A 24,108-nucleotide genomic window follows, 5' to 3' on the forward strand; every position below is an offset into this window, starting at 1 on the left:
GATGGAGTGCATCGTAATGCTTGGTGATTTCAGAAATATTACAGTTCGTCACATTGCAGCCGGTGGGGTTGGCACGGGTATAATCCGCCCATTCTTAACGGTTCACCTAAAGGCAGGGCGCAATGGATAGCAAGCTGGTAATTGGCAACTGGAAGATGAACGGGCGTACTGCGGCGAACCAGGCTCTGGTAGCCGGCATGCTGGCAGATGCCGACATCAATCGTGCCGGTGTGGGTATTGCAGCGCCTGACATCTATCTTTCACAACTGGCTACTATGCTGCAGGGCAGCCAGATCGCTGTAGCGGCGCAAGATGCCAGCCGTTTTGCCGCTGATGGCGCTTTTACCGGCGAAACCAGTGCCGCCATGCTGGCCGATATCGGTTGCCGCTACGTATTGGTAGGGCATTCCGAGCGGCGCCAGTACTTTGCCGAAGATAATGCGGCACTGTCTGCCAAGCTGCAGGCAGTCGTGGCGGCAGGCATGGTGCCAGTATTGTGCGTGGGCGAAACGCTAGCGCAGCGTGAGGCTGGCCAGGTTGAAGCGGTCATTGGCCAGCAGCTCGAAGCATTGGCTGCTATAAATGGACAGCACTATGTCGTAGCGTACGAGCCGGTCTGGGCAATTGGTACTGGCAAGGTCGCTACTATCGAACAAATAGACGAAGTGCATAAGCAGATCCGGGCTGTCGTGTTGCAATGCTATGGTGCGTCTGATAGTATTCGCGTCCTCTACGGCGGAAGCGTAAAGGCAGACAATGCCGACGCAATCCTGTCGCTGGCAAGTGTCGGTGGCGCCTTGGTTGGTGGTGCGTCCCTCGAGGTTAACGGATTTGGCAAGATTTGCCAGGCTGCTAAAAAGTTGATATAGTATGGAACTCTTGAATACGTTTGCACTTGTCGCGCTGCTGGTTTCTGCGCTGGCAATTATTGTCCTTGTCTTGATGCAGCATGGCAAGGGGGCTGATATGGGTGCCGCTTTTGGTAGTGGCTCTTCTGGAAGCCTGTTTGGTGCAAGTGGTTCCGCTAATTTCCTGAGCAGGGCAACCGCCGTGTCGGCTGCTGTGTTCTTTTCGATGTTGATGTTGATTAGTTACTTGCATGTCGCAAACGATAGCAAGCTTGGCGTAATGGACACGGCAGTCGAAAAAGCGACATCGCAAATCCCGGGCGGTGCTGCTAAGGGTAATGCCTCCGGCGTGATTCCGGAATAAAAGTTAAAATTGTGCCGACATGGTGAAATTGGTAGACACGCTATCTTGAGGGGGTAGTGGCCGTAGGCTGTGTGAGTTCGAGTCTCACTGTCGGCACCACATTCAAAAAACAGGCCGCCGGGATTCCGGTGGCCTGTTTTGTTTGGAGTCAAGGGGGTCTGTCCTCCTTTCTTTTAGGGGTGTGCGGGAAATGCTGCAAAATTACTTTCCCATTCTGTTGTTTGTCGTCGTCGGCCTCTTGGTCGGGGTAGGTCCGCTGGTTCTGGGCTGGTTGCTCGCTCCTAACAGACCTGATCCTGAGAAACTGTCTCCTTACGAGTGCGGTTTTGAAGCCTTCGAAGACGCACGAATGAAGTTTGATGTCAGGTACTACCTGATAGCCATTCTTTTTATCCTTTTCGATCTCGAGGTCGCATTTCTGGTTCCTTGGGCGGTCGTATTTAAGGAATTGGGCGTGTACGGCTTTGGCGTCATGCTGGAATTCCTGACCGTTCTGACACTTGGCTTTATTTACATGTGGAAAAAAGGAGCGCTGGAATGGGAGTAGAAGGCATTCTCGAAAAGGGTTTTGTCACTACCACTGCTGACAAGCTGATCAACTGGACGCGTACCGGCTCGCTGTGGCCGATGACGTTCGGTCTGGCCTGTTGTGCCGTAGAGATGATGCACGCAGGTGCAGCCCGCTACGACCTGGATCGCTTCGGTATCGTATTTCGCCCAAGCCCGCGCCAGTCTGACCTGATGATTGTGGCTGGTACCCTGTGCAACAAGATGGCACCCGCCCTGCGCAAGGTTTACGACCAGATGGCCGAGCCGCGCTGGGTAATCTCCATGGGTTCCTGTGCCAACGGTGGTGGCTACTACCACTATTCTTATTCTGTCGTGCGCGGTTGCGATCGCATCGTGCCGGTAGATGTCTATGTTCCAGGCTGTCCTCCTACTGCAGAAGCCCTGCTGTACGGCATCATTCAGCTGCAGAACAAGATCAAGCGTACCAACACCATCGCCCGCTGAGGTAAAACCATGTCATTGAAAATGGAAGAGCTCAAGTCGGCGGTTGAACAGGTGCTCGGCGACAAGCTGGTTAGCGCCAAAATCGCGCTGGACGAGCTGACGATTGTCTGTAAATCCGCTGATACGCTCTCTGTGATGACTTCGCTGCGTGATAACGCTGCGCTGTCGTTTGAGCAGTGCATCGACATCTGCGGTATGGACTACAGCACCTATAAAGACGAGCCACAGGATGGCCCGCGCTTTGCCGTTGTCTACCACCTGCTTTCCCTGACGCATAACACCCGCATCCGCGTGCGCATTTTTGCCGAGGACGACAGCTTCCCTGTTGTACCTAGCGTGAATGACATCTGGTCTGCGGCCAACTGGTTCGAGCGCGAAGCATTCGACCTGTTCGGTATTGTGTTCGAAGGCCACCCGGACTTGCGCCGCCTGCTGACCGACTACGGTTTTGTCGGCCACCCGTTCCGCAAGGATTTCCCGGTGTCCGGTCATGTGGAAATGCGCTATGACGCAGCCCAGCAGCGAGTCATCTACCAGCCTGTAACCATCGAGCCGCGCGAAATTACGCCGCGTATCGTCCGCGAGGAGAACTACGGTGGCTGAAATCCGTAACTACACGCTGAACTTTGGTCCACAGCACCCGGCCGCGCACGGTGTTTTGCGCCTGGTTCTGGAGCTGGATGGTGAAGTGGTGCAGCGTGCCGACCCGCATATCGGCCTGCTGCATCGCGGCACCGAGAAGCTGGCGGAAAGCAAGACCTTCATCCAGTCCCTGCCGTACATGGACCGTCTGGACTACGTGTCCATGATGTGTAACGAACACGCTTACTGCCTGGCCATCGAAAAACTGATGGGTATCGAAGTGCCGGAGCGTGCGCAGTACATTCGTGTCATGTTTGCCGAAATCACCCGTGTACTGAACCACCTGCTGTGGATCGGCGCACACTCCATCGATATCGGTGCCATGACCATGTTCCTGTACGCTTTCCGCGAGCGTGAGGACCTGATGGACTGCTACGAAGCGGTATCCGGTGCCCGTCTGCACGCAGCGTACTTCCGCCCGGGTGGTGTGTATCGCGACCTGCCGGACAGCATGCCGCAGTACAAGGCATCCAAAATCCGCAATGCCAAAGAAATCGCGCGCCTGAACGCCACCCGTGCCGGCACCATGCTCGATTTCATCGAAGATTTCACCCAGCGCTTCCCTGCCTGTATCGATGATTACGAAACCCTGCTGACAGATAACCGTATCTGGAAACAGCGTACCGTAAACATCGGTATCGTTACGCCGGAACGCGCCAAGAACCTGGGCATGACCGGCCCGATGCTGCGTGGCTCCGGTATCGCTTGGGATCTGCGCAAGACCCAGCCGTACGATGTATACGACCGTATGGACTTCGACGTGCCGGTTGGCGTAACAGGCGACTGCTACGACCGCTATCTGGTGCGCGTGGAAGAAATGCGCCAGTCCAACCGCATCATCGCGCAGTGCGTGCAATGGCTGAAAGCCAACCCGGGTCCGGTGATTACCGATAACCACAAGGTGGCACCGCCTAGCCGTGAGGGCATGAAGTCGAATATGGAAGAACTGATCCATCACTTCAAGCTGTTCACCGAAGGCATGCACGTACCGGAAGGCGAAGCTTACGCTGCGGTAGAGCATCCAAAAGGCGAGTTCGGTATCTATCTGGTGTCCGATGGCGCGAACAAGCCATATCGCCTGAAGATTCGTGCCCCTGGCTATGCCCACCTGGCCAGCCTGGATGAAATGTCGCGTGGCCATATGATTGCCGACGTTGTGGCCATCATTGGTACTCAGGATATCGTGTTTGGGGAGATTGACCGCTGATGTTATCCGCAGAATCGCTAGCCAAGATTGATCGCGAACTGGCCAAGTACCCAGCCGATCAATTCCGTTCCGCGGCCATGTCGGCGCTGCGCATTGCGCTGACCGAACGTCGTGAAACGGGGGCAACGCCAGAAGAGCGTTGCCTGAACGCCGACGTGATCGAGTTCGTGGCCAACTACATCGGCATTCCGCCGGTAGCAGCCTACGAAGTGGCCACGTTCTACAACATGTACGACATGAAGCCGGTAGGCAAGTACAAGATCACGGTCTGTACCAACCTGCCATGCGCGCTGCAAGGCGGCGTGAATGCTGCCCAGTACATCTCCGGCAAGCTGGGTATCGCCCTGGGCGAAACCAGTGCCGACGGCAAGTACACCTTGCTGGAAGGGGAGTGCATGGGTGCTTGTGGTGATGCGCCAGTGCTGCTGCTGAACAACCACAAGATGTGCAGCTTCATGACCCCTGAAGCCATCGATAAAAAACTGGCGGAGTTGGAATAATGGCAGTCTTCGTCAATGGTGTGATTTTCGAGGGGGTGGATACTCACGCCCCTGATTGCTGGCGCATCGATGCCTATATGGCTCGTGGCGGCTACCAGGCGCTTAAAAAGATCCTGGAAGCCAATATGCCGCAGGAAGACGTGATTGCCGAGGTGAAAAGCTCCGGTCTTCGCGGTCGCGGCGGCGCTGGTTTTCCTACCGGCCTGAAGTGGAGCTTCATGCCGCGTTCCTTCCCGGGTGACAAATACGTCGTCTGCAATACAGATGAGGGCGAACCGGGCACCTTCAAGGACCGCGACATCCTGCTGTACAACCCGCACGCGCTGATCGAAGGCATGATCATCGCCGGCTACGCCATGGGTTGCAAAGCCGGTTACAACTACATTCACGGTGAAATCTTCGAAGCTTACGAGCTGTTCGAAGAGGCGCTGGACGAAGCACGCAAGGCCGGCTTCCTGGGTGAAAAAATCCTGGGTACCGATTTCAGCTTCGACCTGTTCGCCCACCACGGTTACGGCGCCTATATCTGTGGCGAGGAAACCGCGCTGCTGGAATCGCTGGAAGGCAAAAAAGGCCAGCCGCGCTTCAAGCCGCCATTCCCGGCCAGTTTCGGCCTGTACGGCAAGCCAACCACCATCAACAACACCGAATCGTTTGCGTCGGTGCCGTTCATCATTCGCGACGGCGGCCAGAAATTCCTGGAAGCCGGCAAGCCGAATAACGGTGGGACCAAGCTGTTCTCGATCTCCGGCCACGTCAACCGTCCGGGTAACTACGAGATTCCGCTGGGCACCCCGTTTGCCACCTTGCTGGAAATGGCGGGCGGCATGAAAGACGGCAAGAAGCTGAAAGCGGTGATCCCGGGTGGTTCGTCTGCCCCGGTACTGCCTGGCGACGTGATGATGGGCCTGACCATGGATTACGACAGCATCTCCAAAGCCGGCTCCATGCTGGGTTCGGGTGCCGTGATCGTGATGAACGAAGATGTCTGCATGGTAAAAGCGCTGGAGCGTCTGGCTTATTTCTACCATGAAGAATCTTGCGGCCAGTGCACGCCGTGCCGCGAAGGCACCGGCTGGCTGTACAAGGTCATCCATCGCATTGCCAACGGCGAAGGCCGCCCAGGCGATCTTGAGTTGCTGGACTCGGTAGGCAACAACATGGCAGGCCGCACCATCTGCGCCCTGGCCGATGCCGCTGTGTTCCCGGTTCGTAGCTTCACCAAACACTTCCGCAATGAGTTCGAGTACCTCATCGAGCACAAGAAGTCTTTGGTGGATCACAAATGGTGTTGAGCGATGCTTGAAATCGAAATCGACGGTAAAAAACTGACAGTCAACCAGGGCAGCACCATTATTGATGCCGCCCATACTGCCGGTACCTACATCCCTCACTTCTGCTACCACAAGAAGCTGTCCATTGCGGCCAACTGCCGCATGTGCCTGGTAGAAGTCGAGAAAGCACCGAAGCCGCTGCCTGCCTGCGCCACGCCGGTAACAGATGGCATGAAAGTGCACACTGCGTCCCCGCTGGCCAAAAAGGCGCAGCAAGGCGTAATGGAATTCCTGCTAATCAACCACCCGCTGGATTGCCCTATCTGCGACCAGGGCGGTGAGTGCCAGCTGCAAGATCTGGCCGTGGGCTACGGTAATTCCGGCTCCCGTTACCAGGAAGAAAAGCGTGTTGTGGTAGGCAAAGACATGGGCCCGCTGGTTTCCGCCGAGGAAATGAGCCGCTGCATTCATTGCACCCGCTGCGTACGCTTCACCGACGAAATCGGTGGCTTCCAGGAAATCGGTATGGCTAACCGTAGCGAATTCTCGGAAATCATGCCGTACCTGGGCAAAACCGTGAATTCGGAAATCTCCGGTAACGTGATCGACCTGTGCCCGGTGGGCGCGCTCACTTCCAAACCGTTCCGTTACAGCACCCGTGCCTGGGAGCTGTCGCGTCGCAAGTCGGTGAGCCCGCACGACGGCCTGGGTGCCAACCTGATCGTGCAAGTAAAACAGAACGAAGTCATGCGCGTTCTGCCCCTGGAAAACGAAGCCATCAACGAATGCTGGCTGGCCGACCGTGACCGCTTCTCCTACGAAGGCCTGAACAGCGCCGAGCGCCTGCACAAGCCGATGATCAAGTTCGACGGCAAGTGGCACGAAACCGACTGGCAGACTGCGCTGGAATACGTAGTAAAAGGCCTGAACGGCGTATCTGCCGACCATGGCAAAGATGCTATCGGCTTCCTGACCAGCCCGCACAGCACCACCGAAGAACTGTATCTGGCCCAGAAACTGGCCCGCAGCTTTGGTGTCAACAACATCGACGCCGCCCTGCGCCGCAGCGACAGCCGTGTGTCTGCCGCCCAGCAAGGTGCACTGTGGCTGGGTTCCTCCATCACCGAGTTGGCTGCTGCCAAGTCGCTGCTGGTAGTGGGCTCCTCGCAGCGCCAGGAACAGCCGCTGCTGGCTTCCCGTATTCGCCAGTCGGTGAAAAAGGGTACCCAGCTGAACGTGATTCACGTTGCCGATGACGAGCTGTTTACCACACTGAATGCCAAGCTGATCGTTTCCCCGGCTGCGCTGGTGAATGGCCTGGCCCAAGTGTTGAAAGCTGCCGTATCGATCAAGGGTGTGGAAAGCACGCTGGATCTGTCTGCGGCCAACGTTGGCGAGCAGGCGCAAGCCATTGCTGCCAGCCTGTGCGCTACCGATAACGCCGCCATCATCCTGGGCAACGTTGCACAGCACCACCCGGCTTTCTCCGAGCTGCTGTCGCTGGCACAAGAGCTGTCCCGCATCACTGGGGCACGTTTCGGCATTACTGCCGAAGCCGCCAACAGCGTAGGTGCCGACGTAGCGGGCGCCAACCCGGCGCGTGGCCCGATGGGTGCTGCCGTGACTGCCGGCCTGTCCGCTGCAGCCATGCTGGCTGCCCCGCGCAAGGCTTACTTCCTGTTGAACGCCGAAGCGGAAGCCGACACCTATAACGGCCAGCAAGCCGTTGCCGCCATGAAACAGGCTGCCACCGTGATTGCGCTGACTGCTTACAAAGGTGCCGGCCTGCTGGACTACGCCGATGTGCTGCTGCCGGTAGCGCCGTTCTCGGAAACCGCTGGTTCTTTCGTGAACATGGAAGGCAAGCTGCAGAGCTTTAACGGTGTGGTGCGCCCGCAAGGCGAAGCGCGCCCGGCGTGGAAGGTACTGCGCGTGCTGGGCAATATGCTGAGCCTGGACGGCTTCGAGCAGAACTCCGCCGAAGACGTACGCGCCGAGCTGCTGGCCAAGGGTGATATCGCCGCCAAACTGAATAATGCACTGGCTAGCACTGCGGCCAACGTGGCCGCACCGGCTGCTGCCGGCCTGGTACGTGTGGGCGAGGTACCGCTGTACCACGCCGATCCGATCTGCCGCCGTGCACCGTCTCTGCAGCAAACCGAAGCCGCCGCTACCCCGGTAGTGCGCGTCAGCCCTGCCGATGCTGCCCGTCTGGGCCTGAACGATGGTGACGCCGTCGTGGTAGAGCAGGGTAGTGCCTCGGTAAGCCTGCAAGTACGTGCCGACAAGGCGCTGGCTGAAGGGGTGGTACGCGTTGCTGCGGCTCATCCTGCTACCCAGGCGCTGGCTGGCATGTTCGAACCGATTCAGATCAAGCGAGGTTAATCCATGGAACTTCTGCAAAGTTTGCTGGGTAGCGAGGCCGGAATGGCAGTGTGGACACTGCTGAAAATCCTGGCCATTGTTGCCCCGCTGATGATTGGTGTGGCCTACCTGACGCTCGCAGAGCGCAAGGTGATCGGCTACATGCAGATCCGTATCGGCCCCAACCGCGTCGGCCCGAAAGGGCTGCTGCAGCCACTGGCTGACGGTGTGAAACTGCTGATGAAGGAAATCATCCTGCCGACCAAGTCGAGCAAGGGTCTTTTCCTGCTGGCGCCTGTGCTGTCCATCATGCCGGCGCTGGCTGCCTGGGCGGTGATCCCGTTCAACGACACCATGGTGCTGGCCAATATCAACGCTTCGCTGTTGTACATCATGGCCATTACGTCCATGGGCGTGTACGGCGTGATCGTTGCCGGCTGGGCGGGTAACTCCAAGTACTCCTTCCTGGGTGCGCTGCGCTCCTCGGCCCAGATCGTGTCCTACGAGCTGGCCATGGGCTTTGCGCTGGTAGGTGTACTGATGGTGTCCAGCAGCCTGAACCTGGTAGATATCGTGAACCAGCAAGGCCAGGGTATTGCCGGTGGTTCCATCTTCTCCTGGAACTGGTTGCCGCTGTTCCCGCTGTTTATCGTGTACCTGGTATCCGGTGTGGCAGAAACCAACCGTGCTCCGTTTGACGTGGCCGAGGGTGAGTCCGAAATCGTAGCCGGTTTCCACGTGGAATACTCCGGCATGGCATTTGCCATCTTCTTCCTGGCCGAATACGCCAACATGATCCTGGTGGCGGCACTGACTTCCATCATGTTCCTGGGTGGCTGGCTGTCGCCGTTCCCGGCAAGCTGGGGCGCGCTGGGTGCCTCCGGTATTGTCTGGCTGCTGGTGAAGATGTCCGCGGTACTGTTCTGCTTCTTGTGGTTCCGTGCAACGTTCCCGCGTTATCGTTATGACCAGATCATGCGTCTGGGCTGGAAAGTGTTTATTCCGGTAACGCTGGTGTCGATTCTGGTTCTGGGCCTGTGGATGCTGAGTCCGCTGTCGCTCTGGAAGTGATGGAGCTTAAAGCATGGAAATGATCCGCAATTTTTTCAAAACCTTCCTGCTGGTTGAACTGGTGCAGGGCTTGATGGTGACCGGTCGTCACTTCTTTGCCCGCAAGATCACCATTCAGTTCCCGGAAGAGAAAACGCCGATTTCACCGCGCTTCCGCGGCCTGCATGCGCAGCGTCGTTATGCCAACGGTGAAGAGCGCTGCATCGCCTGTAAACTGTGCGAAGCAGTGTGCCCGGCCATGGCCATCACCATCGAGTCCGAGCAGCGCGACGACGGCACCCGCCGTACCAGCCGCTACGATATCGACCTGACCAAGTGCATTTTCTGCGGTTTCTGCGAAGAAGCCTGCCCGGTAGATGCCATCGTCGAGACGCATATCTTCGAATATCACGGCGAGAAGCGTGGCGATCTGTACTACACCAAACCGATGCTGCTGGCGGTAGGTGACAAGTACGAAGCTGAAATCGCGGCCAACAAGGCTGCCGATGCCAAGTATCGCTAAGGGGGACTCATGAGCTTTCAGGCTGTCGTTTTTTATATTCTGTCGGCGATCCTGATCTTCGCGGGTTTCCGCGTGGTGACGGCTAAAAACCCGGTACATGCTGCACTGTACCTGGTGCTGGCTTTCTTTACTGCGTCCGGCCATTGGCTGCTGCTGCAGGCCGAGTTCCTGGCGATTGCCCTGGTATTGGTCTACGTCGGTGCGGTCATGGTGCTGTTCCTGTTTGTGGTGATGATGCTGGACATCAACGTGGAGAAGCTGCGCGAAGGCTTCTGGCGTCATTTCCCGCAGGCTGCCACCGTGGCGCTGATCATGATGGCCGAGATCGTGCTGATCCTGTCCAGCCCGGAAGCGCATCTTTCCGATGTGAAACCGGCTGCTGCCGCTGCGGTGGCAGGCGAGATCAGCAACGTGAAGGTGCTGGGTCGTCAGCTTTACACTACCTACCTGCTGGCCTTTGAAGCCGCGGCTGTGATTCTGCTGGTAGCCATGGTGGCTGCAATCGGTATCACCATCCGTCAGCGTAAAGACAGCAAGTATGTTGATCCGGGGGTACAAGTACGCGTGCAGAGCAAAGACCGCGTACGTGTCGTGAAAATGGCGGCTACCAAGCGCCAGGACGACGACGTATCCGATTCTAACGAGCAACAGGCCTGACGGCCGTAGATTGGGAGGACACGTGCTTACACTCACACACTTCCTGGTGCTGGCCGGCATCCTGTTCGCCATCAGCGTACTGGGCATTTTCCTTAACCGGAAAAACCTCATCGTGCTGTTGATGGCCATCGAGCTGATGCTGCTCGCGGTGAACTACAACTTCATCGCTTTCTCGCACTTCCTGTCGGATTCGGCAGGGCAGATTTTCGTCTTCTTCATCCTGACCGTTGCTGCCGCTGAGTCGGCAATCGGTCTGGCTATCCTGGTGGTACTGTTCCGTAATCTGGACACCATCAACGTAGAAGACTTGGGCAGCCTCAAAGGCTAAAGAAACCGGATTTCAATTCTAAAAAGCACGACAAACATGGATATGAAGAGCTTATACCTGCTGATTGCGCTCTCACCTCTGGTGGGGTCGGTCATTGCAGGCCTGTTTGGATGGGCGATTGGTCGCCGTGCTGCTCACGTCGTGACGATTCTCGGCGTGGCAGTATCGGCGGTTCTCTCGATTGGTGTACTGAAGGGCTTCCTTGATGGAAGCGCCCAGGTATTCAATGGCCCTGTCTATACCTGGTTGACGGTGAATGGTTTTGAATTCTCTGTCGGCTTCCTGGTGGACTCCCTCACCGCGATGATGCTGGTAGTTGTCACCAGCGTTTCGCTGATGGTGCACATCTACACAATCGGCTACATGCACGAAGACCCGGGTTATCAGCGTTTCTTCAGCTATATCTCGCTGTTTACCTTCTCCATGCTGATGCTGGTGATGTCCAACAACTTCATCCAGCTGTTCTTCGGCTGGGAAGCGGTGGGCCTGGTGTCCTACCTGCTGATCGGTTTCTGGTTCAAGCGCCCTACGGCGACCTTTGCCAACCTGAAAGCGTTCCTGGTAAACCGTGTGGGTGACTTCGGCTTCCTGCTGGGTATCGGTCTGGTTCTGGCGTATTTCGGCGGCTCGCTGAACTACACCGACGTGTTTGCTGCCGCGCCTGCGCTGGCCAGCAAAACCATCCAGATCATCCCTGGTGTGGAGTGGTCACTGCTGACGGTTACCTGCATCCTGCTGTTTGTGGGTGCCATGGGTAAGTCTGCCCAGTTCCCGCTGCACGTGTGGCTGCCGGATTCCATGGAAGGCCCGACCCCGATCTCCGCGCTGATCCACGCTGCCACCATGGTGACAGCCGGTATCTTCATGGTATCGCGCATGAGCCCGCTGTTCGAGATGTCCGATACCGCCCTGAACGTGGTGATGGTAGCCGGCTCGATTACCGCGCTGTTTATGGGCTTCCTGGGCATTGTGCAGAACGACATCAAGCGTGTGGTGGCTTACTCCACCCTGTCGCAGCTGGGTTACATGACGGTTGCACTGGGCGCGTCTGCCTACTCGGTAGCCATGTTCCACGTGATGACCCACGCCTTCTTCAAAGCCCTGCTGTTCCTGGGCGCCGGTTCCGTGATCATGGGCATGCACCATGACCAGGACATGCGCAATATGGGTGGCCTGCGCAAGTACATGCCGATTACCTGGCTGACTTCGCTGCTGGGCTCGCTGGCGCTGATCGGTACGCCGTTCTTCTCCGGCTTCTATTCCAAGGATTCCATCATCCTGGCGGTACAGGCCAGCAATCTGTCGGCATCGGGCTTTGCCTACTTTGCCGTGATCGCCGGTGTATTCGTTACCGCGTTCTACTCCTTCCGCATGTACTTCCTGGTCTTCCACGGCAAGGAGCGCTGGATGGAGGTGAAGCACGATCACCATCACCACGATGATGATCACGGCGACGACCACCATCATGGTCTGGGCCCGAACGACAAGCCGCACGAATCGCCATGGGTAGTGACCCTGCCGCTGGTGATGCTGGCGATTCCGTCCGTGCTGATCGGTTTCTTTGCCCTGCACCCGCTGGTCGGTGGCGAGTTCTTCAAAGGCGTGATTTTCACCAACCTGGAAAAACACCCGGGTCTGGAAGCGGCCATGCACCACGCACACGATGCCGTGGCCATGGGTACGCATGCCTTTGTCAGCCTGCCGTTCTGGTTGGCCGCAGCCGGTGTGGCACTGGCCTGGTTCTTCTACATGAAGGCGCCGCATATCCCGGCCGCCATCAAGCAGAAGTGCTCCGGTGTGCATGCCCTGCTGGAAAACAAATACTACCTGGACGAAATCTATTTCGCCGTGTTCGCCAAAGGCTCCCGTGCGCTGGGTACTTTCTTCTGGAAAGTCGGCGACATGTTGCTGATTGACGGCTTGCTGGTAAACGGCACAGCGCGTCTGGTGGGCTACTTCTCCAGCGTGGTTCGCAAGCTGCAAACCGGTTTCATCTACAGCTACGCCGCCATCATGATCGTGGGCGTGCTGGTACTGATGACTTACTGGTTCAAGCCGCTGATCCTGCGCTAGGGTTGGTTACCGGAATCGATTTAACAAATAGGCTATCTATATGTTTTCTAATCCTTTGAGTCTGGTGATCTGGACTCCGATTGTGGCGGGCCTTCTGGTGCTGGCCACCGGCGGTGACCAGCGTGCCACGCTGGCACGCTGGCTGGCACTGGCCGGCGCCCTGGCGGGGTTCCTGGTATCGCTACCGCTGTTTACCCAGTTCAACAACCTGCATGGCGGCATGCAGTTTGTTGAAAACCTGCCGTGGATCGAATCCCTGGGGATTCGCTACCACCTGGGCGTAGACGGCATCTCCATGCTGTTTATCGTGCTGAACAGCTTTACCACCCTGATGGTGGTACTGGCTGGCTGGGAAGTTATCCAGAAACGTGCCGGCCATTACATGGCTGCCTTCCTGATCATGTCGGGCCTGATCAACGGTGCTTTTGCGGCACTGGATGCGATTCTGTTCTACGTGTTCTTTGAAGGCATGCTGATCCCTATGTACCTGATCATCGGTATCTGGGGTGGTCCGCGTCGCGTATACGCATCGGTGAAGTTCTTCCTGTACACCCTGCTGGGTTCCCTGCTGATGCTGGTAGCGTTCATCTACCTGTATTTCCAGGCTGGCAAGACTTTCGAGATCGAAGCCTTCCAGGCGTTGGCAAAGATCCCGCGTGACGTGCAGTTGCTGCTGTTTATAGCGTTCTTCCTGTCGTTTGCGGTGAAGGTGCCGATGTGGCCAGTACACACCTGGCTGCCTGATGCCCACGTGGAAGCCCCTACCGGTGGTTCCATGGTACTGGCTGCCATCACCCTGAAGATCGGTGCCTATGGCTTCCTGCGGTTTGCCCTGCCTATCGTGCCGGACGCTGCGCTGCAAGTTGCCCCGATCATGGTGGGCCTGTCGCTGGTTGCCGTGGTGTATATCGGCCTGGTGGCGCTGGTACAAACCGACATGAAAAAGCTGGTGGCGTACTCATCCATTTCGCACATGGGTTTTGTCACCCTGGGCATGTTCCTGTTTACCGGTAGCCAGATGAACGTCTGGGCGCTGGAAGGCGCGCTGGTGCAGATGGTGTCGCACGGCTTCATCTCTGCCGGCATGTTCTTCTGCATCGGTGTGATGTACGACCGCGTGCATAGCCGCAACATCGCCGACTACGGTGGTGTGGCCAACAAGATGCCGATCTTTGCTGCTTTCATGATGCTGTTTGCCATGTCCAACTCCGGTCTGCCGGCTACCTCCGGCTTCGTGGGTGAGTTCATGGTGATCATGGGCGCGGTGCAGGTGAACTTCTGGGTAGCTGCCCTGGCTGCAACCACCCTGATTTTCGGTGCGGCGTACACCCTGTGGATGTACAAGCGCGTGATCTTCGGTGAAGTCGGCAACGACCACGTAGAACACATGCAAGACGTGAACAAGCGCGAGTTCCTGGTGCTGGCCATCCTGGCGCTGGCGGTACTGGGCATGGGTCTGTACCCGCAGCTGTTTGTGGAGAAGATGCACCTCTCCGTGAACGATCTGATTGCGCACGTTGCGCAAAGCAAGCTCTAAGCTTACAAGGACAACGCTAATGAATTGGGCTGATCTCAACCTGATGCCGGCATTGCCCGAGATGTTTCTGCTCGGAGCTTTGCTGGTCATCCTGATGCTTGACCTCTTTATCTCGGATGCCAAGCGCGGCATTACCTACGGCCTGTCCCTGGTGACACTGGCGGTAGCCGCGTTCCTGCAGGTGTCCACTTTTGAAACCTTCAGCACCATTACGCTCAGCGGCCTGTTTGTCGATGACCCGATGGCGGACATCGTCAAGGTCGCCATGTATGGCGTTACCGCTACTGTACTGGTGTATACCCGTCAGTATGTAAAAGACCGTGGCCTGTTCAAGGGCGAGTACTACACCCTGGCACTGTTTGCGCTGGTGGGCATGAACCTGATGGTGTCTGCCGGTAACTTCATCAGCCTGTACATGGGCCTGGAGTTGCTGTCGCTGTCGCTGTGTTCGCTGATTGCCCTGCAACGTGACTCGGTAAAAGCTACCGAAGCCGCGATGAAGTACTTTGTACTGAGCGCGCTGGCTTCCGGCCTGCTGCTGTACGGCATGTCCATGGTGTACGGCGCGACCGGCACACTGGATCTGGCTACCGTAGCGAAAGCCGTTGCCGGTGGCAGTGCCAACACCACCCTGATGGTCTTTGGCCTGGTGTTCATCGTGGCGGGTCTGGCGTTCAAACTGGGTGCCGTACCGTTCCATATGTGGGTGCCGGACGTTTACCAGGGTTCGCCGACTGCGCTGACGCTGATGATTGGTGCCGCACCCAAGCTGGCCGCCTTCGTGTTTGTCATCCGTATCCTGGTACAAGGTCTGGGTGCCATGGTGGCCGACTGGCAGGGCATGCTGATCATCATCGCGGTGCTGTCAATGGCGATTGGTAACATTACCGCCATTGCCCAGACCAACATCAAGCGTATGCTGGCTTACTCCACCATCTCGCACATGGGCTTCCTGCTGCTGGGCCTGATCGCCGGTACACCGGAAGGCTACGCCTCGGCACTGTTCTACGCCGTGGTATACGTGCTGACCACACTGGTAGGCTTCGGTATCCTGCTGGGTCTGTCGCGCGCCGGTTTCGAGTGCGAAACCCTGGATGACCTGAAAGGCTTGAACGGCCGCAACAGCTGGTATGCCCTGCTGATGCTGCTGGCACTGTTCTCCATGGCGGGCATTCCGCCGCTGGCTGGCTTCTATGCCAAGTTTGCCGTGATCCAGGCTATCGTGAACATCAACCTGGTGTGGCTGGCTGTGGTTGCCGTGATCATGTCGCTGATTGGCGCCTTCTACTACCTGCGTGCCGTAAAAGTCATGTACTTCGATGAAGTACAAGACAACAGCCCGATCACCATGCCGGCAGACATGAAGCTGGTACTGTCGGTAAACGGTATTGCCCTGCTGGTATTGGGTGTGGTGCCGGAACGTTTGGTGGCTATGTGTGTCGAAGCGATGCAATTGTCGCTTCACAGCCTGTAACCAAGGAATAGTTGATGGAAACCAGCGTTATCACCCTGCTCGTACTGGCTTTTGTTGCGGCCAACCTGCCTTTCGCTACCCAGCGCCTGGCAGGTATCAAGAAACTGGCCAACAAGCATTTTGGCTGGCACTTGCTGGAGCTGGTAGCGCTGTACCTGTTGCTGGGTCTGCTGGCGCGCGTGCTGGAGGGCCGTATCAGCCCTGTGCACGTGCAGAACTGGCAGTTCTATGTGACAACGTTTTCACTGTTCATGGTTTTTGCCTTTCCGGGCTTTGTCGCCCGGTATTTCTGGCAGGCACGCAGCCACTAAGTTGGCCGCATGAAAAAGCCCGGCTTAGGCCGGGCTTTTTCATTTCTGTACGGTTGTGCCGGTTGATCTGGCATAAGTATGTCTTGGGCACCCTCACCGCCGCTGCAGGTGTTTTACTGTGCTGCGGCCAACCTTGCAGTCAGGGCAATGCACGGCCTGATGCTTGCATGCATGACCTGTACTGGTTAGCTAGGCTGCATGGCTGCCAGTTGGTTAAGGACGGAAACTGGTGTCGATATCTAGATTACAAGCCGCTGCTTGGGCAGCGGCTTTTCCCATGTGGGGCGGCTGTGTCAGTAGAAGCGCGCCTCGCCTTGCGGGCGGCTCTTGAAGCGCTTATGCAGCCAGAAATACTGTGCCGGCGTTTCGCGGATACGCTCTTCCAGGAAGGCATTCATGCGGCGGGTATCGGCGACCACATCATCCGACGGGTAGTTTTCCCACGCCGGGTAGATGTCCAGCACAAAACGGCTACCTTCGCGCCGGGCAATGGCGGGTACCACCTTGGCGCGGGCCAGGCCGGCTATGCGCGACAAGCCGGTAATGGTGGCGGCGTCTGTTTCAAAGAACTTCACGAATACCGAGTCGCGTGCGCCAAAGTCCTGGTCGGGTAGATACAGGAATGGCGTGTGATCCTTACGCATGGCTTTGATGATGCTGCGCAAGCTTTCCTGACGCGACACGATATAGGCGTTGTTGAAGCGGTTGCGGCCTTTGTAGAACTGTTCATCCAGCGTCTTGTTTTTCTGGTGGGCGTACACGCTGACTAGCGGTACTTCCAGGTTCAGGCGGTAGGCGCACATTTCGAAAGCGACAAAATGCGGGTAGAACAAGATGACATCTTCGCCGGCGTCGCGCAGTCGGCTAAGGTGCTCCAGGCCGCGTATCTCTACCAGATTGCGTAATCTGTCAGGCGATGACCACCACACCACGCCGTATTCCAGTACCAGCTTCATCATTTCGACAAAGTGGGCGCGGATCAGTGTCCGCCGCTGTGCCGGGCTCATATCAGGGAAGCACAGGCGCAGGTTGATCAGGCCCACGCGACGGCGTTCTTTGGCCAGTGCGTAAGCCAACTGGCCCAGTAGCCAGGCCAGGGCATGAATAAGACGCAGGGGGAGCAGGTGAATCAGCCACAACAGGGCCAGAGCAAGTTTCATCAGACAGCTTTCATTCGGAATCAGGGGCGGGGGCGCCAGCAGGGCGCTTGTAGCGGTTGTAGCTCCACAGGTACTGGGCAGGCCAGCGGCGGATCAGGCTTTCCACCTCGGCATTCAGGATGGCGCCATCCTGCTGCTTGTCGCCGGTAAACGGGACGTTTTGTGGTTGTATGTGTACGGCAAAGCCTTGGCCGTTTGCCAGGCGCTCGCCGGTAAACCACAGCACGGCAACGTCCTGCATCTGCGCCAGGCGCGGCAACAGGCTCATGGTAAACGCGGCTTGGCCGAAAAATGGCGCCCATACCCCCTCGCCACTGCCTGGCACCTGGTCGGGCAGGATGATGGTGGCCTCACCGGATTTCAGGGCTTTCATCAGCAGGCGCACACCGGCCCCGGTAGCTGGGGCCGTTTTGGCGCTACCACGCGCACGGCCTTCGATCATGATGGGCTCCAGCCACGCCAGCTTCGAGGGCTTGTACATGGCGGTAAGCGGGAAGGGCAGGCGCGAGCTAAGATAGCGGCCGGCAATGTCGTAGCTACCCAAATGCGGCGTGACAAAGATCAGCCCCTTACCTGCGGCCAACGCTGCCTCGACGTGCTCCCAGCCGTGACATTGTTTCACCAGCGATATCATGTAAGCCGGCTCACGACACCACGCTATCGCTAACTCCAGCATGCCTTTACCGCTTTCTGCGGCAGACTGTTTGACGAGGGCTTGATAAAGCTGATAACTTCCAGCGATTTTACTCGTGTCGATATTCTCGCGTATGCGCGAGCGGACACGGGGTGACGCATAATAAAGCATTCGCCCGAGCAGGCTGCCCAAGGCATGCAACACAGGCAGGGGCAGGGACGCGAGTGCCTGCAGTATCAAACGTGCGAGTCGGGTCATGGGCTTGTACGCTAACGAAACGCGCTATTTTACCTTAACTCACTGGCCATTATCTGGAACGAAGACAATGAGCGAATATCTCTTTACCTCTGAATCGGTCTCGGAAGGTCACCCGGACAAAGTAGCGGACCAGATTTCCGATGCGATTCTGGACGCCATCCTGACCCAGGACAAATACGCCCGCGTAGCGGCCGAGACGCTGGTGAATACCGGCCTGGCCGTACTGGCCGGCGAAATCACCACCACGGCCAACGTGGACTACATCAAGATCGCGCGCGAAACCATCAAGCGCATCGGCTACGACAGCTCCGAAATGGGCTTCGACTACAACGGCTGCGCCGTGATGGTGTGCTACGACAAGCAGTCGCCGGACATTGCCCAGGGCGTGAACGAAGGCCAGGGTCTGGACCTGGAACAAGGCGCTGGCGACCAGGGCCTGATGTTCGGCTACGCGTGCGACGAAACGCCGACCCTGATGCCGTTCCCGATCTACTACGCCCACCGTCTGGTACAGCGCCAGGCCGAGCTGCGCAAGGATGGCCGCCTGCCGTGGCTGCGCCCGGATGCCAAGAGCCAGATCACCTGCGTATACGATAGCGCTAGCGGCCTGCCCAAGCGTATCGACACCGTGGTGCTGTCCACCCAGCACCACCCGGACGTGGACTACGATACCCTGCGCGAAGCCGTGATCGAGCAGATCATCAAGCCGGTACTGCCACCGGAAATGCTGACTGACGAAACCAAGTACCTGATCAACCCGACCGGCCGCTTTGTTATCGGCGGCCCGCAAGGCGATTGCGGTCTGACCGGCCGCAAGATCATTGTGGATACCTACGGTGGTGCCGCACCGCACGGCGGTGGCGCGTTCTCCGGCAAGGACCCGTCCAAGGTAGACCGTTCTGCCGCCTACGCTTGCCGCTACGTGGCCAAGAACATCGTGGCCGCCGGTCTGGCGCGCCAGTGCCAGGTGCAGGTTTCCTACGCCATTGGCGTGGCGCAGCCGACTTCCATTGCGGTGGACACCTTCGGTACCAACGTGATCCCGAACGAGCAAATCGTCGAGCTGGTAAAACAGCACTTCGACCTGCGCCCGAAAGGCATCGTGCAGATGCTGGACCTGCTGCGCCCTATCTACGCCAAGACCGCCGCTTACGGCCACTTCGGCCGCGAAGAGCCGGAATTCACCTGGGAGCGTACCGACAAGGTAGAAGCGCTGCGCGCCGCTGCCGGTCTATAAGGCCCAAGGTTGGCCGCACGCTGCGGCTTGCCATCCGCGCCCTGCCTGTTACCAGGCGGGGCGTTTTTACGTCTGGGGGTTTTGTATGGCGCGGCCAGGCGGCAGAACACGCATGCGCGTGGGGCTGTTTGTTGCGACCTGTGTTTTTTAGGCGAATTGCGGCCAACCTTTTAGCCATCTTCTGCCATAATGTCAGGATTCCGGGGAGCGCTGCGAGGCTATGCCCCAGGCCCGGAACAGTTCAAAACGGCGCTCACCTGCTTGTTCATCGGCCACCCTACCGGGTAGCCGGAATAACCCGTGCCGGGCACGGGATGCGCGGGTGAGCCATCCCTCCCGGCCTTCGTGATAAAGGATTTGCACGATGGCTGACTTCAACGACTACGTTGTTGCCGATATCAACCTGGCCGCTTGGGGCCGCAAAGAGCTGAACATTGCCGAAACCGAAATGCCGGGCCTGATGGCAATTCGCGAGCAGTTCAAGGATGCGCAGCCGCTGCGTGGCGCGCGCATTGCCGGTAGCCTGCACATGACCGTACAGACTGCCGTGCTGATCGAAACCCTCACCGCGCTGGGGGCCGACGTACGCTGGGCCTCGTGCAATATCTTCTCTACACAAGACCACGCTGCTGCCGCCATTGCAGCGGCCAGCATCCCGGTATTCGCCTTCAAGGGCGAGAGCCTGGACGAATACTGGGAATTCAGCCACAAGATTTTCGAATGGCCGGACAACCAGCCTGCCAACATGATTCTGGACGATGGCGGCGACGCCACCTTGCTGCTGATGCTGGGCAGCAAGGCCGAGAAAGACATCAGCGTGGTGGCCAACCCCACCAACGACGAAGAAGTCGCGCTGTACGCCGCCATCAAGCGCTACCTGGCCATCGACCCGCAGTGGTACTCCAAGCGCTTGCAGCACATTCAGGGCGTGACCGAAGAAACCACTACCGGCGTGCATCGCCTGTACCAGCTGGAAAAAGACGGCGCGCTGCCGTTCCCGGCCTTCAACGTGAACGACTCCGTTACCAAGTCCAAGTTCGACAACCTGTACGGCTGCCGCGAATCGCTGGTTGACGGTATCAAGCGTGCTACCGACGTGATGATTGCCGGTAAAGTGGCCGTGGTACTGGGCTACGGCGACGTGGGCAAGGGTTGTGCGCAGAGCCTGCGCGGCCTGGGCGCCACCGTATGGGTCACCGAAATCGACCCGATCTGCGCGCTGCAGGCGGCAATGGAAGGCTACCGCGTGGTACGCATGGACGAGGTCTGCGACCAGGCGGATATTTTTGTTACCACTACCGGTAACGTGGGCGTGATCACCCACGACCACATGGCCCGCATGCGCAACAACGCCATCGTGTGCAATATCGGCCACTTTGACAGCGAAATCGAAGTCGCCAGTCTGCGCCAGTACCAGTGGGACAACATCAAGCCGCAGGTTGACCACATCATCTTCCCGGACGGCAAGCGCATCATTCTGCTGGCCGAAGGCCGTCTGGTGAACCTGGGTTGCGCTACCGGCCACCCGAGCTTCGTGATGTCCAACTCCTTCACCAACCAGGTGCTGGCCCAGATCGAGATCTTCGCCAACCCGGGCAAGTACGAGAGCAAAGTGTACGTGTTGCCGAAACACCTGGACGAGATGGTGGCCCGCTTGCACCTGGAGCGTATCGGTGCCCGCCTGACCGAGCTGAGCGACCAGCAAGCGGCCTACATCAGCGTGCCCAAAGAAGGCCCATATAAGCCGGCACACTATCGTTATTGATATTTGATGTCGGTATGAAACGGGCAGGGCAGTAAAATGACCTGCCCGTTTTTGCGGCCAACGTCGGCCGCACCCGTTAGCGGCAACAGACCGGCGCGGGGTGCCAGGGACCATCACAGACTATTTGCTAGAGTTCGCCATGACAGAACGTAACCGTACCTTCAGTTTCGAGTTTTTCCCGCCGCGCACCCCGGAAGGCGTGGCCAAGCTGCGCACCACGCGCCAGCAGCTGGCACAGTTCAATCCCGAATTCTTCTCCGTTACCTTCGGTGCCGGCGGCACCACGCGTGACGGTACGCTATCCACCGTGCTGGAGATCCGTAACGAGGGCTACGCCGCTGCGCCGCACCTGTCCTGCATCGGCTCCACCCGCGACAATATCCGCGCCATCCTTAACGAATACCGCAACCACGGTATCCGCCACATCGTGGCGCTGCGCGGCGATATGCCGTCCGGCATGGTGGAGGCGGGCGAATTCCGCTACGCCAACGAGCTGGTGAGCTTTATCCGTGAAGAACACGGCGACCACTTCCATATCGAAGTGGCGGCCTATCCGGAATTCCACCCGCAGGCCAAGTCGGCGGAAGACGATATCAACAACTTTGTGCGCAAGGTGAAAGCCGGCGCCAACTCGGCCATGACGCAATATTTCTTCAATGCCGACGCCTACTTCCGCTTTGTGGACGAGGCGCAGGCACGCGGCGTGGATATCCCTATCGTGCCGGGCATCATGCCGATCGCCAACTTTGGCCAGCTGTGCCGTTTCTCGGACATGTGCGGTGCCGAAGTGCCGCGCTGGCTGCGTTTGCGCATGCAAGCCTATATGGATGATACGGCGTCCATCCGCGCGCTGGGCCTGGACGTGGTGACCGAGCTGTGCGACCGCCTGCTGGCAAACGGCGCACCAGGCCTGCACTTCTATACATTGAACCAAGCCGGTACCGTATCGACTATCTGGCAGCGCTTGGGGCTGTAAGCGCCAACGGTGTCCAAACCCCCTGCAGCCTGCCTGCCGGGGGTTTTTTATGTGCTTGCGCCGTAGCCATGGCTGGCACTGATGACGCGGTTGCGCCCCAGCTGCTTGGCCTGGTGCAGGCAATGTGCTGCCGCTTCTTGCAAGGTATTCGCGTTGTCGTGTTGCGTTGGATCCAGGCTGGCGATACCCACACTGACGGTGATGCAGGTGGAAACGCTGGAGCTGATGTGGGGTATGCCAAGTTGCCAGATAGCCTGTCGCAGGCTTTCTGCCAGGCTATAGGCAGCATCGGCACTGGTGCCCGGCAGCAGAATGCCGAACTCGTCGCCGTTCAGTCGCGAAATCACGGCGCTTTGCTGCGCGAAATGCTGCTTCAGCTGGTCTGCCAGCCGTATCAGGCAGTGGTCGCCCTCCACGTGGCCAAAGCAGGCGTTGTAGTCGCAGAACAGGTCAATATTGACCAGTAGCAGTGACAGCGCCTGGCCGCTGTCCCGTGCATGCTTGTAGGCCCGCAGCAATTGCTGCTGAAAAGTCTTGCGGCTGGCCAGGCTGGTAAGGCCGTCGATATTCACCATGGCGTCCAGCCGTTCATGCGCTACGGCCAGTGCTGTGCGCGTGGCATCGTGTGCTTGCCGATACTGGCACTGGAGCAAGGTATGACAGAGCATCTCGCTGAAAACCCGAATCAGGGTGAGCTCCTTGTCTTGCCAGTCACGTTTTTGCAGCACGCAGTCGCAGCCAAAAAAACCCAGCACTTGCCCCTGATAAGACAGGGTTGCCGCCGCCATGCTCTGGATGCCGTGGGCGGCAAAGCGCATGCGCTCGTTATGGCCTTCCGGTGGCATGTCTTCCAGCTGGCTCAAGGCCACCAGCTGTTGTTTGATCAGCTGCGGTACAAACCAGGCGGACTCATGCAGAGGGTAGTTTTCGTACTGGTGTGCGGTACTGGGTATGCCGGTACGGCACCATTCCTGGGTGTGGCGGATGCGCAGCGATGGCGTCACCCTGAACAGATAGCAGCGGTCTACATCCAGCAGGTTGCCAATGCGCGACAGGGCAATGGCAATTTCTCCTTCAACATCGGCGTGGTCTAGCTGCACCAGACGGCTGGACATTTCCGACACCATCTGGTGAAAGCGCGACAGTTGCTCCAGCTCTGCGGTTCGCATGGCCAGCAAACTGGACAAATGGTCACGCTGCTGGGTGAGCTCGAGGCATGTTTGCCTGGCATGTTGTAGCTGCACCTTGCCGGCCTTGTCGTAGGCTTGCAGTGTCTGGTCCAGCTGGTCGATTTCGTTTTGTGCGAGCTGAGGGACATCGTGATCAGGGCGCTGCCAGCGGGTTGCCAGCGTTGCCAGCGGCGCCAGTATCTGGCTGTGCAGATAGCGCCGGGTCAGCCATGTCAGCAACAGCATGGCCAGTACCAGCGCTGCCAGGGTCTGGGCGATGTCCTGCCACAGGGTGTACTCCAGGCTGCGTAACGACAAACTCAAGCGCAGGGTGCCCAATGGCTGGTCGCCGGTGCCGGCGGACTGCACCGGTAGCTCGATACGGTGGCTGGCAGGTAGCGGCTTGGTCAGGCTCAGCCGTACCTGGCCACGGCTGTTCAGCAAGCTGACTTCCGTTACGCCATCCAGGCTGTGTATGCCTTGCAGCAGCCTTTGCTCCATCGCCGGGTCGACATCCCATACGCTTTGTGCCAGCAGTGGCATGAACTGTTGCTGTACCTGTAACGGTACGCGCTGCAATAGCTGCTGCTGTAACTGGCTGCCCAGGTAAAAGCGCAGGCCTAGCACCAGCAGACAGAAGGCGCAACCGGCGGCCACGCTGAGTATGAGCCACTGGCGGGCGAGTGGTTTGGCAAGTTTCAAGGCGGGCATTCTATAGAGATATTGCTGCAATATAGGCAGTG

Annotated in this window: 23 protein-coding genes, 1 tRNA gene and 1 riboswitch; of the genes, 21 read left to right on the top strand and 3 right to left on the bottom strand. The window is 58.2% G+C overall.

Features of this window, described 5'->3' with window-relative positions:
- The first annotated feature begins 122 nt into the window (after window positions 1-122).
- The 18 genes from tpiA to PQU95_RS06825 all read left to right on the top strand — a co-directional run bounded on the left by tpiA (window position 123) and on the right by PQU95_RS06825 (window position 16,166).
- A complete protein-coding gene (gene tpiA / locus PQU95_RS06740) occupies window positions 123-869 on the top strand; it encodes a triose-phosphate isomerase (RefSeq protein ID WP_272751283.1) in 747 nt (248 codons plus the stop codon).
- Between the two features lies 1 nt (window position 870).
- Window positions 871-1,212, top strand: coding sequence for a preprotein translocase subunit SecG (gene secG, locus PQU95_RS06745; protein WP_272751284.1), 342 nt, complete (start codon window positions 871-873; stop codon window positions 1,210-1,212).
- A 13-nt stretch (window positions 1,213-1,225) separates the two neighbouring features.
- Window positions 1,226-1,311, top strand: a tRNA-Leu gene (locus tag PQU95_RS06750).
- A 91-nt stretch (window positions 1,312-1,402) separates the two neighbouring features.
- Window positions 1,403-1,759, top strand: a complete 357-nt coding sequence (gene ndhC / locus PQU95_RS06755) for an NADH-quinone oxidoreductase subunit A (protein ID WP_017509631.1) — start codon at window positions 1,403-1,405, stop codon at window positions 1,757-1,759.
- Entirely contained in the window at window positions 1,750-2,226 is a 477-nt protein-coding gene (locus PQU95_RS06760) for a NuoB/complex I 20 kDa subunit family protein (RefSeq protein ID WP_017509630.1), read from the top strand. The genes ndhC and PQU95_RS06760 overlap by 10 nt, the downstream gene beginning before the upstream one ends.
- Window positions 2,227-2,235: 9 nt before the next feature.
- Entirely contained in the window at window positions 2,236-2,829 is a 594-nt protein-coding gene (locus PQU95_RS06765) for an NADH-quinone oxidoreductase subunit C (RefSeq protein WP_026108089.1), read from the top strand.
- Window positions 2,822-4,075: an NADH-quinone oxidoreductase subunit D gene (locus PQU95_RS06770; RefSeq protein WP_017509628.1), complete on the top strand. Its 1,254-nt coding sequence runs from the start codon at window positions 2,822-2,824 to the stop codon at window positions 4,073-4,075. The genes PQU95_RS06765 and PQU95_RS06770 overlap by 8 nt, the downstream gene beginning before the upstream one ends.
- A complete protein-coding gene (gene nuoE, locus PQU95_RS06775) occupies window positions 4,075-4,575 on the top strand; it encodes an NADH-quinone oxidoreductase subunit NuoE (RefSeq protein WP_017509627.1) in 501 nt (166 codons plus the stop codon). Before PQU95_RS06770 ends, nuoE begins: the two co-directional genes overlap by 1 nt.
- Complete coding sequence (gene nuoF, locus PQU95_RS06780; protein WP_147689014.1) at window positions 4,575-5,870, top strand: NADH-quinone oxidoreductase subunit NuoF; 1,296 nt, start codon at window positions 4,575-4,577, stop codon at window positions 5,868-5,870. Before nuoE ends, nuoF begins: the two co-directional genes overlap by 1 nt.
- A gap of 3 nt (window positions 5,871-5,873) precedes the next feature.
- Entirely contained in the window at window positions 5,874-8,234 is a 2,361-nt protein-coding gene (gene nuoG / locus PQU95_RS06785) for an NADH-quinone oxidoreductase subunit NuoG (RefSeq protein WP_272751285.1), read from the top strand.
- 3 nt (window positions 8,235-8,237) lie between these two features.
- Window positions 8,238-9,284, top strand: coding sequence for an NADH-quinone oxidoreductase subunit NuoH (gene nuoH, locus PQU95_RS06790; RefSeq protein ID WP_272751286.1), 1,047 nt, complete (start codon window positions 8,238-8,240; stop codon window positions 9,282-9,284).
- A 22-nt stretch (window positions 9,285-9,306) separates the two neighbouring features.
- Window positions 9,307-9,786 (top strand): NADH-quinone oxidoreductase subunit NuoI, encoded by a 480-nt coding sequence (gene nuoI / locus PQU95_RS06795; protein WP_206208950.1) that lies wholly within the window; start codon window positions 9,307-9,309, stop codon window positions 9,784-9,786.
- Window positions 9,787-9,795: 9 nt separating this feature from the next.
- Window positions 9,796-10,443: an NADH-quinone oxidoreductase subunit J gene (locus tag PQU95_RS06800; RefSeq protein ID WP_272751287.1), complete on the top strand. Its 648-nt coding sequence runs from the start codon at window positions 9,796-9,798 to the stop codon at window positions 10,441-10,443.
- A gap of 22 nt (window positions 10,444-10,465) precedes the next feature.
- Entirely contained in the window at window positions 10,466-10,771 is a 306-nt protein-coding gene (nuoK, locus tag PQU95_RS06805; protein ID WP_147689011.1) for an NADH-quinone oxidoreductase subunit NuoK, read from the top strand.
- Window positions 10,772-10,807: 36 nt separating this feature from the next.
- Entirely contained in the window at window positions 10,808-12,844 is a 2,037-nt protein-coding gene (gene nuoL / locus PQU95_RS06810) for an NADH-quinone oxidoreductase subunit L (protein ID WP_272751288.1), read from the top strand.
- Between the two features lie 40 nt (window positions 12,845-12,884).
- Window positions 12,885-14,381 carry an NADH-quinone oxidoreductase subunit M gene (locus PQU95_RS06815; protein WP_272751289.1) on the top strand — a complete coding sequence of 499 codons (1,497 nt, stop codon included), beginning with the start codon at window positions 12,885-12,887 and terminating at the stop codon, window positions 14,379-14,381.
- A 19-nt stretch (window positions 14,382-14,400) separates the two neighbouring features.
- On the top strand, window positions 14,401-15,855 hold the full coding sequence (nuoN, locus tag PQU95_RS06820; RefSeq protein ID WP_272751290.1) for an NADH-quinone oxidoreductase subunit NuoN: 1,455 nt from the start codon (window positions 14,401-14,403) through the stop codon (window positions 15,853-15,855).
- 14 nt (window positions 15,856-15,869) lie between these two features.
- Complete coding sequence (locus PQU95_RS06825) at window positions 15,870-16,166, top strand: DUF2818 family protein (RefSeq protein ID WP_017509617.1); 297 nt, start codon at window positions 15,870-15,872, stop codon at window positions 16,164-16,166.
- A 293-nt stretch (window positions 16,167-16,459) separates the two neighbouring features.
- On the opposite strand, the gene PQU95_RS06830 is transcribed toward PQU95_RS06825, so the two are convergent.
- Both PQU95_RS06830 and PQU95_RS06835 read right to left on the bottom strand, forming a co-directional pair.
- Window positions 16,460-17,326: a lipid A biosynthesis lauroyl acyltransferase gene (locus tag PQU95_RS06830; protein WP_227302466.1), complete on the bottom strand. Its 867-nt coding sequence runs from the start codon at window positions 17,324-17,326 to the stop codon at window positions 16,460-16,462.
- Between the two features lie 10 nt (window positions 17,327-17,336).
- On the bottom strand, window positions 17,337-18,218 hold the full coding sequence (locus PQU95_RS06835) for a lysophospholipid acyltransferase family protein (protein ID WP_272751291.1): 882 nt from the start codon (window positions 18,216-18,218) through the stop codon (window positions 17,337-17,339).
- 67 nt (window positions 18,219-18,285) lie between these two features.
- Here PQU95_RS06835 and metK point away from each other — a divergent pair, with 67 nt between their 5' ends.
- The 3 genes from metK to metF all read left to right on the top strand — a co-directional run bounded on the left by metK (window position 18,286) and on the right by metF (window position 22,196).
- Window positions 18,286-19,455 carry a methionine adenosyltransferase gene (metK, locus tag PQU95_RS06840; protein ID WP_272751292.1) on the top strand — a complete coding sequence of 390 codons (1,170 nt, stop codon included), beginning with the start codon at window positions 18,286-18,288 and terminating at the stop codon, window positions 19,453-19,455.
- A 196-nt stretch (window positions 19,456-19,651) separates the two neighbouring features.
- A riboswitch (S-adenosyl-L-homocysteine riboswitch) is annotated at window positions 19,652-19,717 on the top strand.
- Between the two features lie 102 nt (window positions 19,718-19,819).
- A complete protein-coding gene (gene ahcY, locus PQU95_RS06845) occupies window positions 19,820-21,220 on the top strand; it encodes an adenosylhomocysteinase (RefSeq protein ID WP_272751293.1) in 1,401 nt (466 codons plus the stop codon).
- Between the two features lie 139 nt (window positions 21,221-21,359).
- A complete protein-coding gene (gene metF, locus PQU95_RS06850) occupies window positions 21,360-22,196 on the top strand; it encodes a methylenetetrahydrofolate reductase [NAD(P)H] (RefSeq protein WP_227302470.1) in 837 nt (278 codons plus the stop codon).
- A gap of 47 nt (window positions 22,197-22,243) precedes the next feature.
- Here the strand turns inward: metF and PQU95_RS06855 are convergent, their stop codons facing one another.
- Window positions 22,244-24,067, bottom strand: coding sequence for a sensor domain-containing diguanylate cyclase (locus PQU95_RS06855; protein ID WP_272751294.1), 1,824 nt, complete (start codon window positions 24,065-24,067; stop codon window positions 22,244-22,246).
- Window positions 24,068-24,108 lie beyond the last annotated feature (41 nt).

Source organism: Vogesella aquatica (genome assembly GCF_028548455.1).
GTDB classification, from domain to species: domain Bacteria; phylum Pseudomonadota; class Gammaproteobacteria; order Burkholderiales; family Chromobacteriaceae; genus Vogesella; species Vogesella aquatica.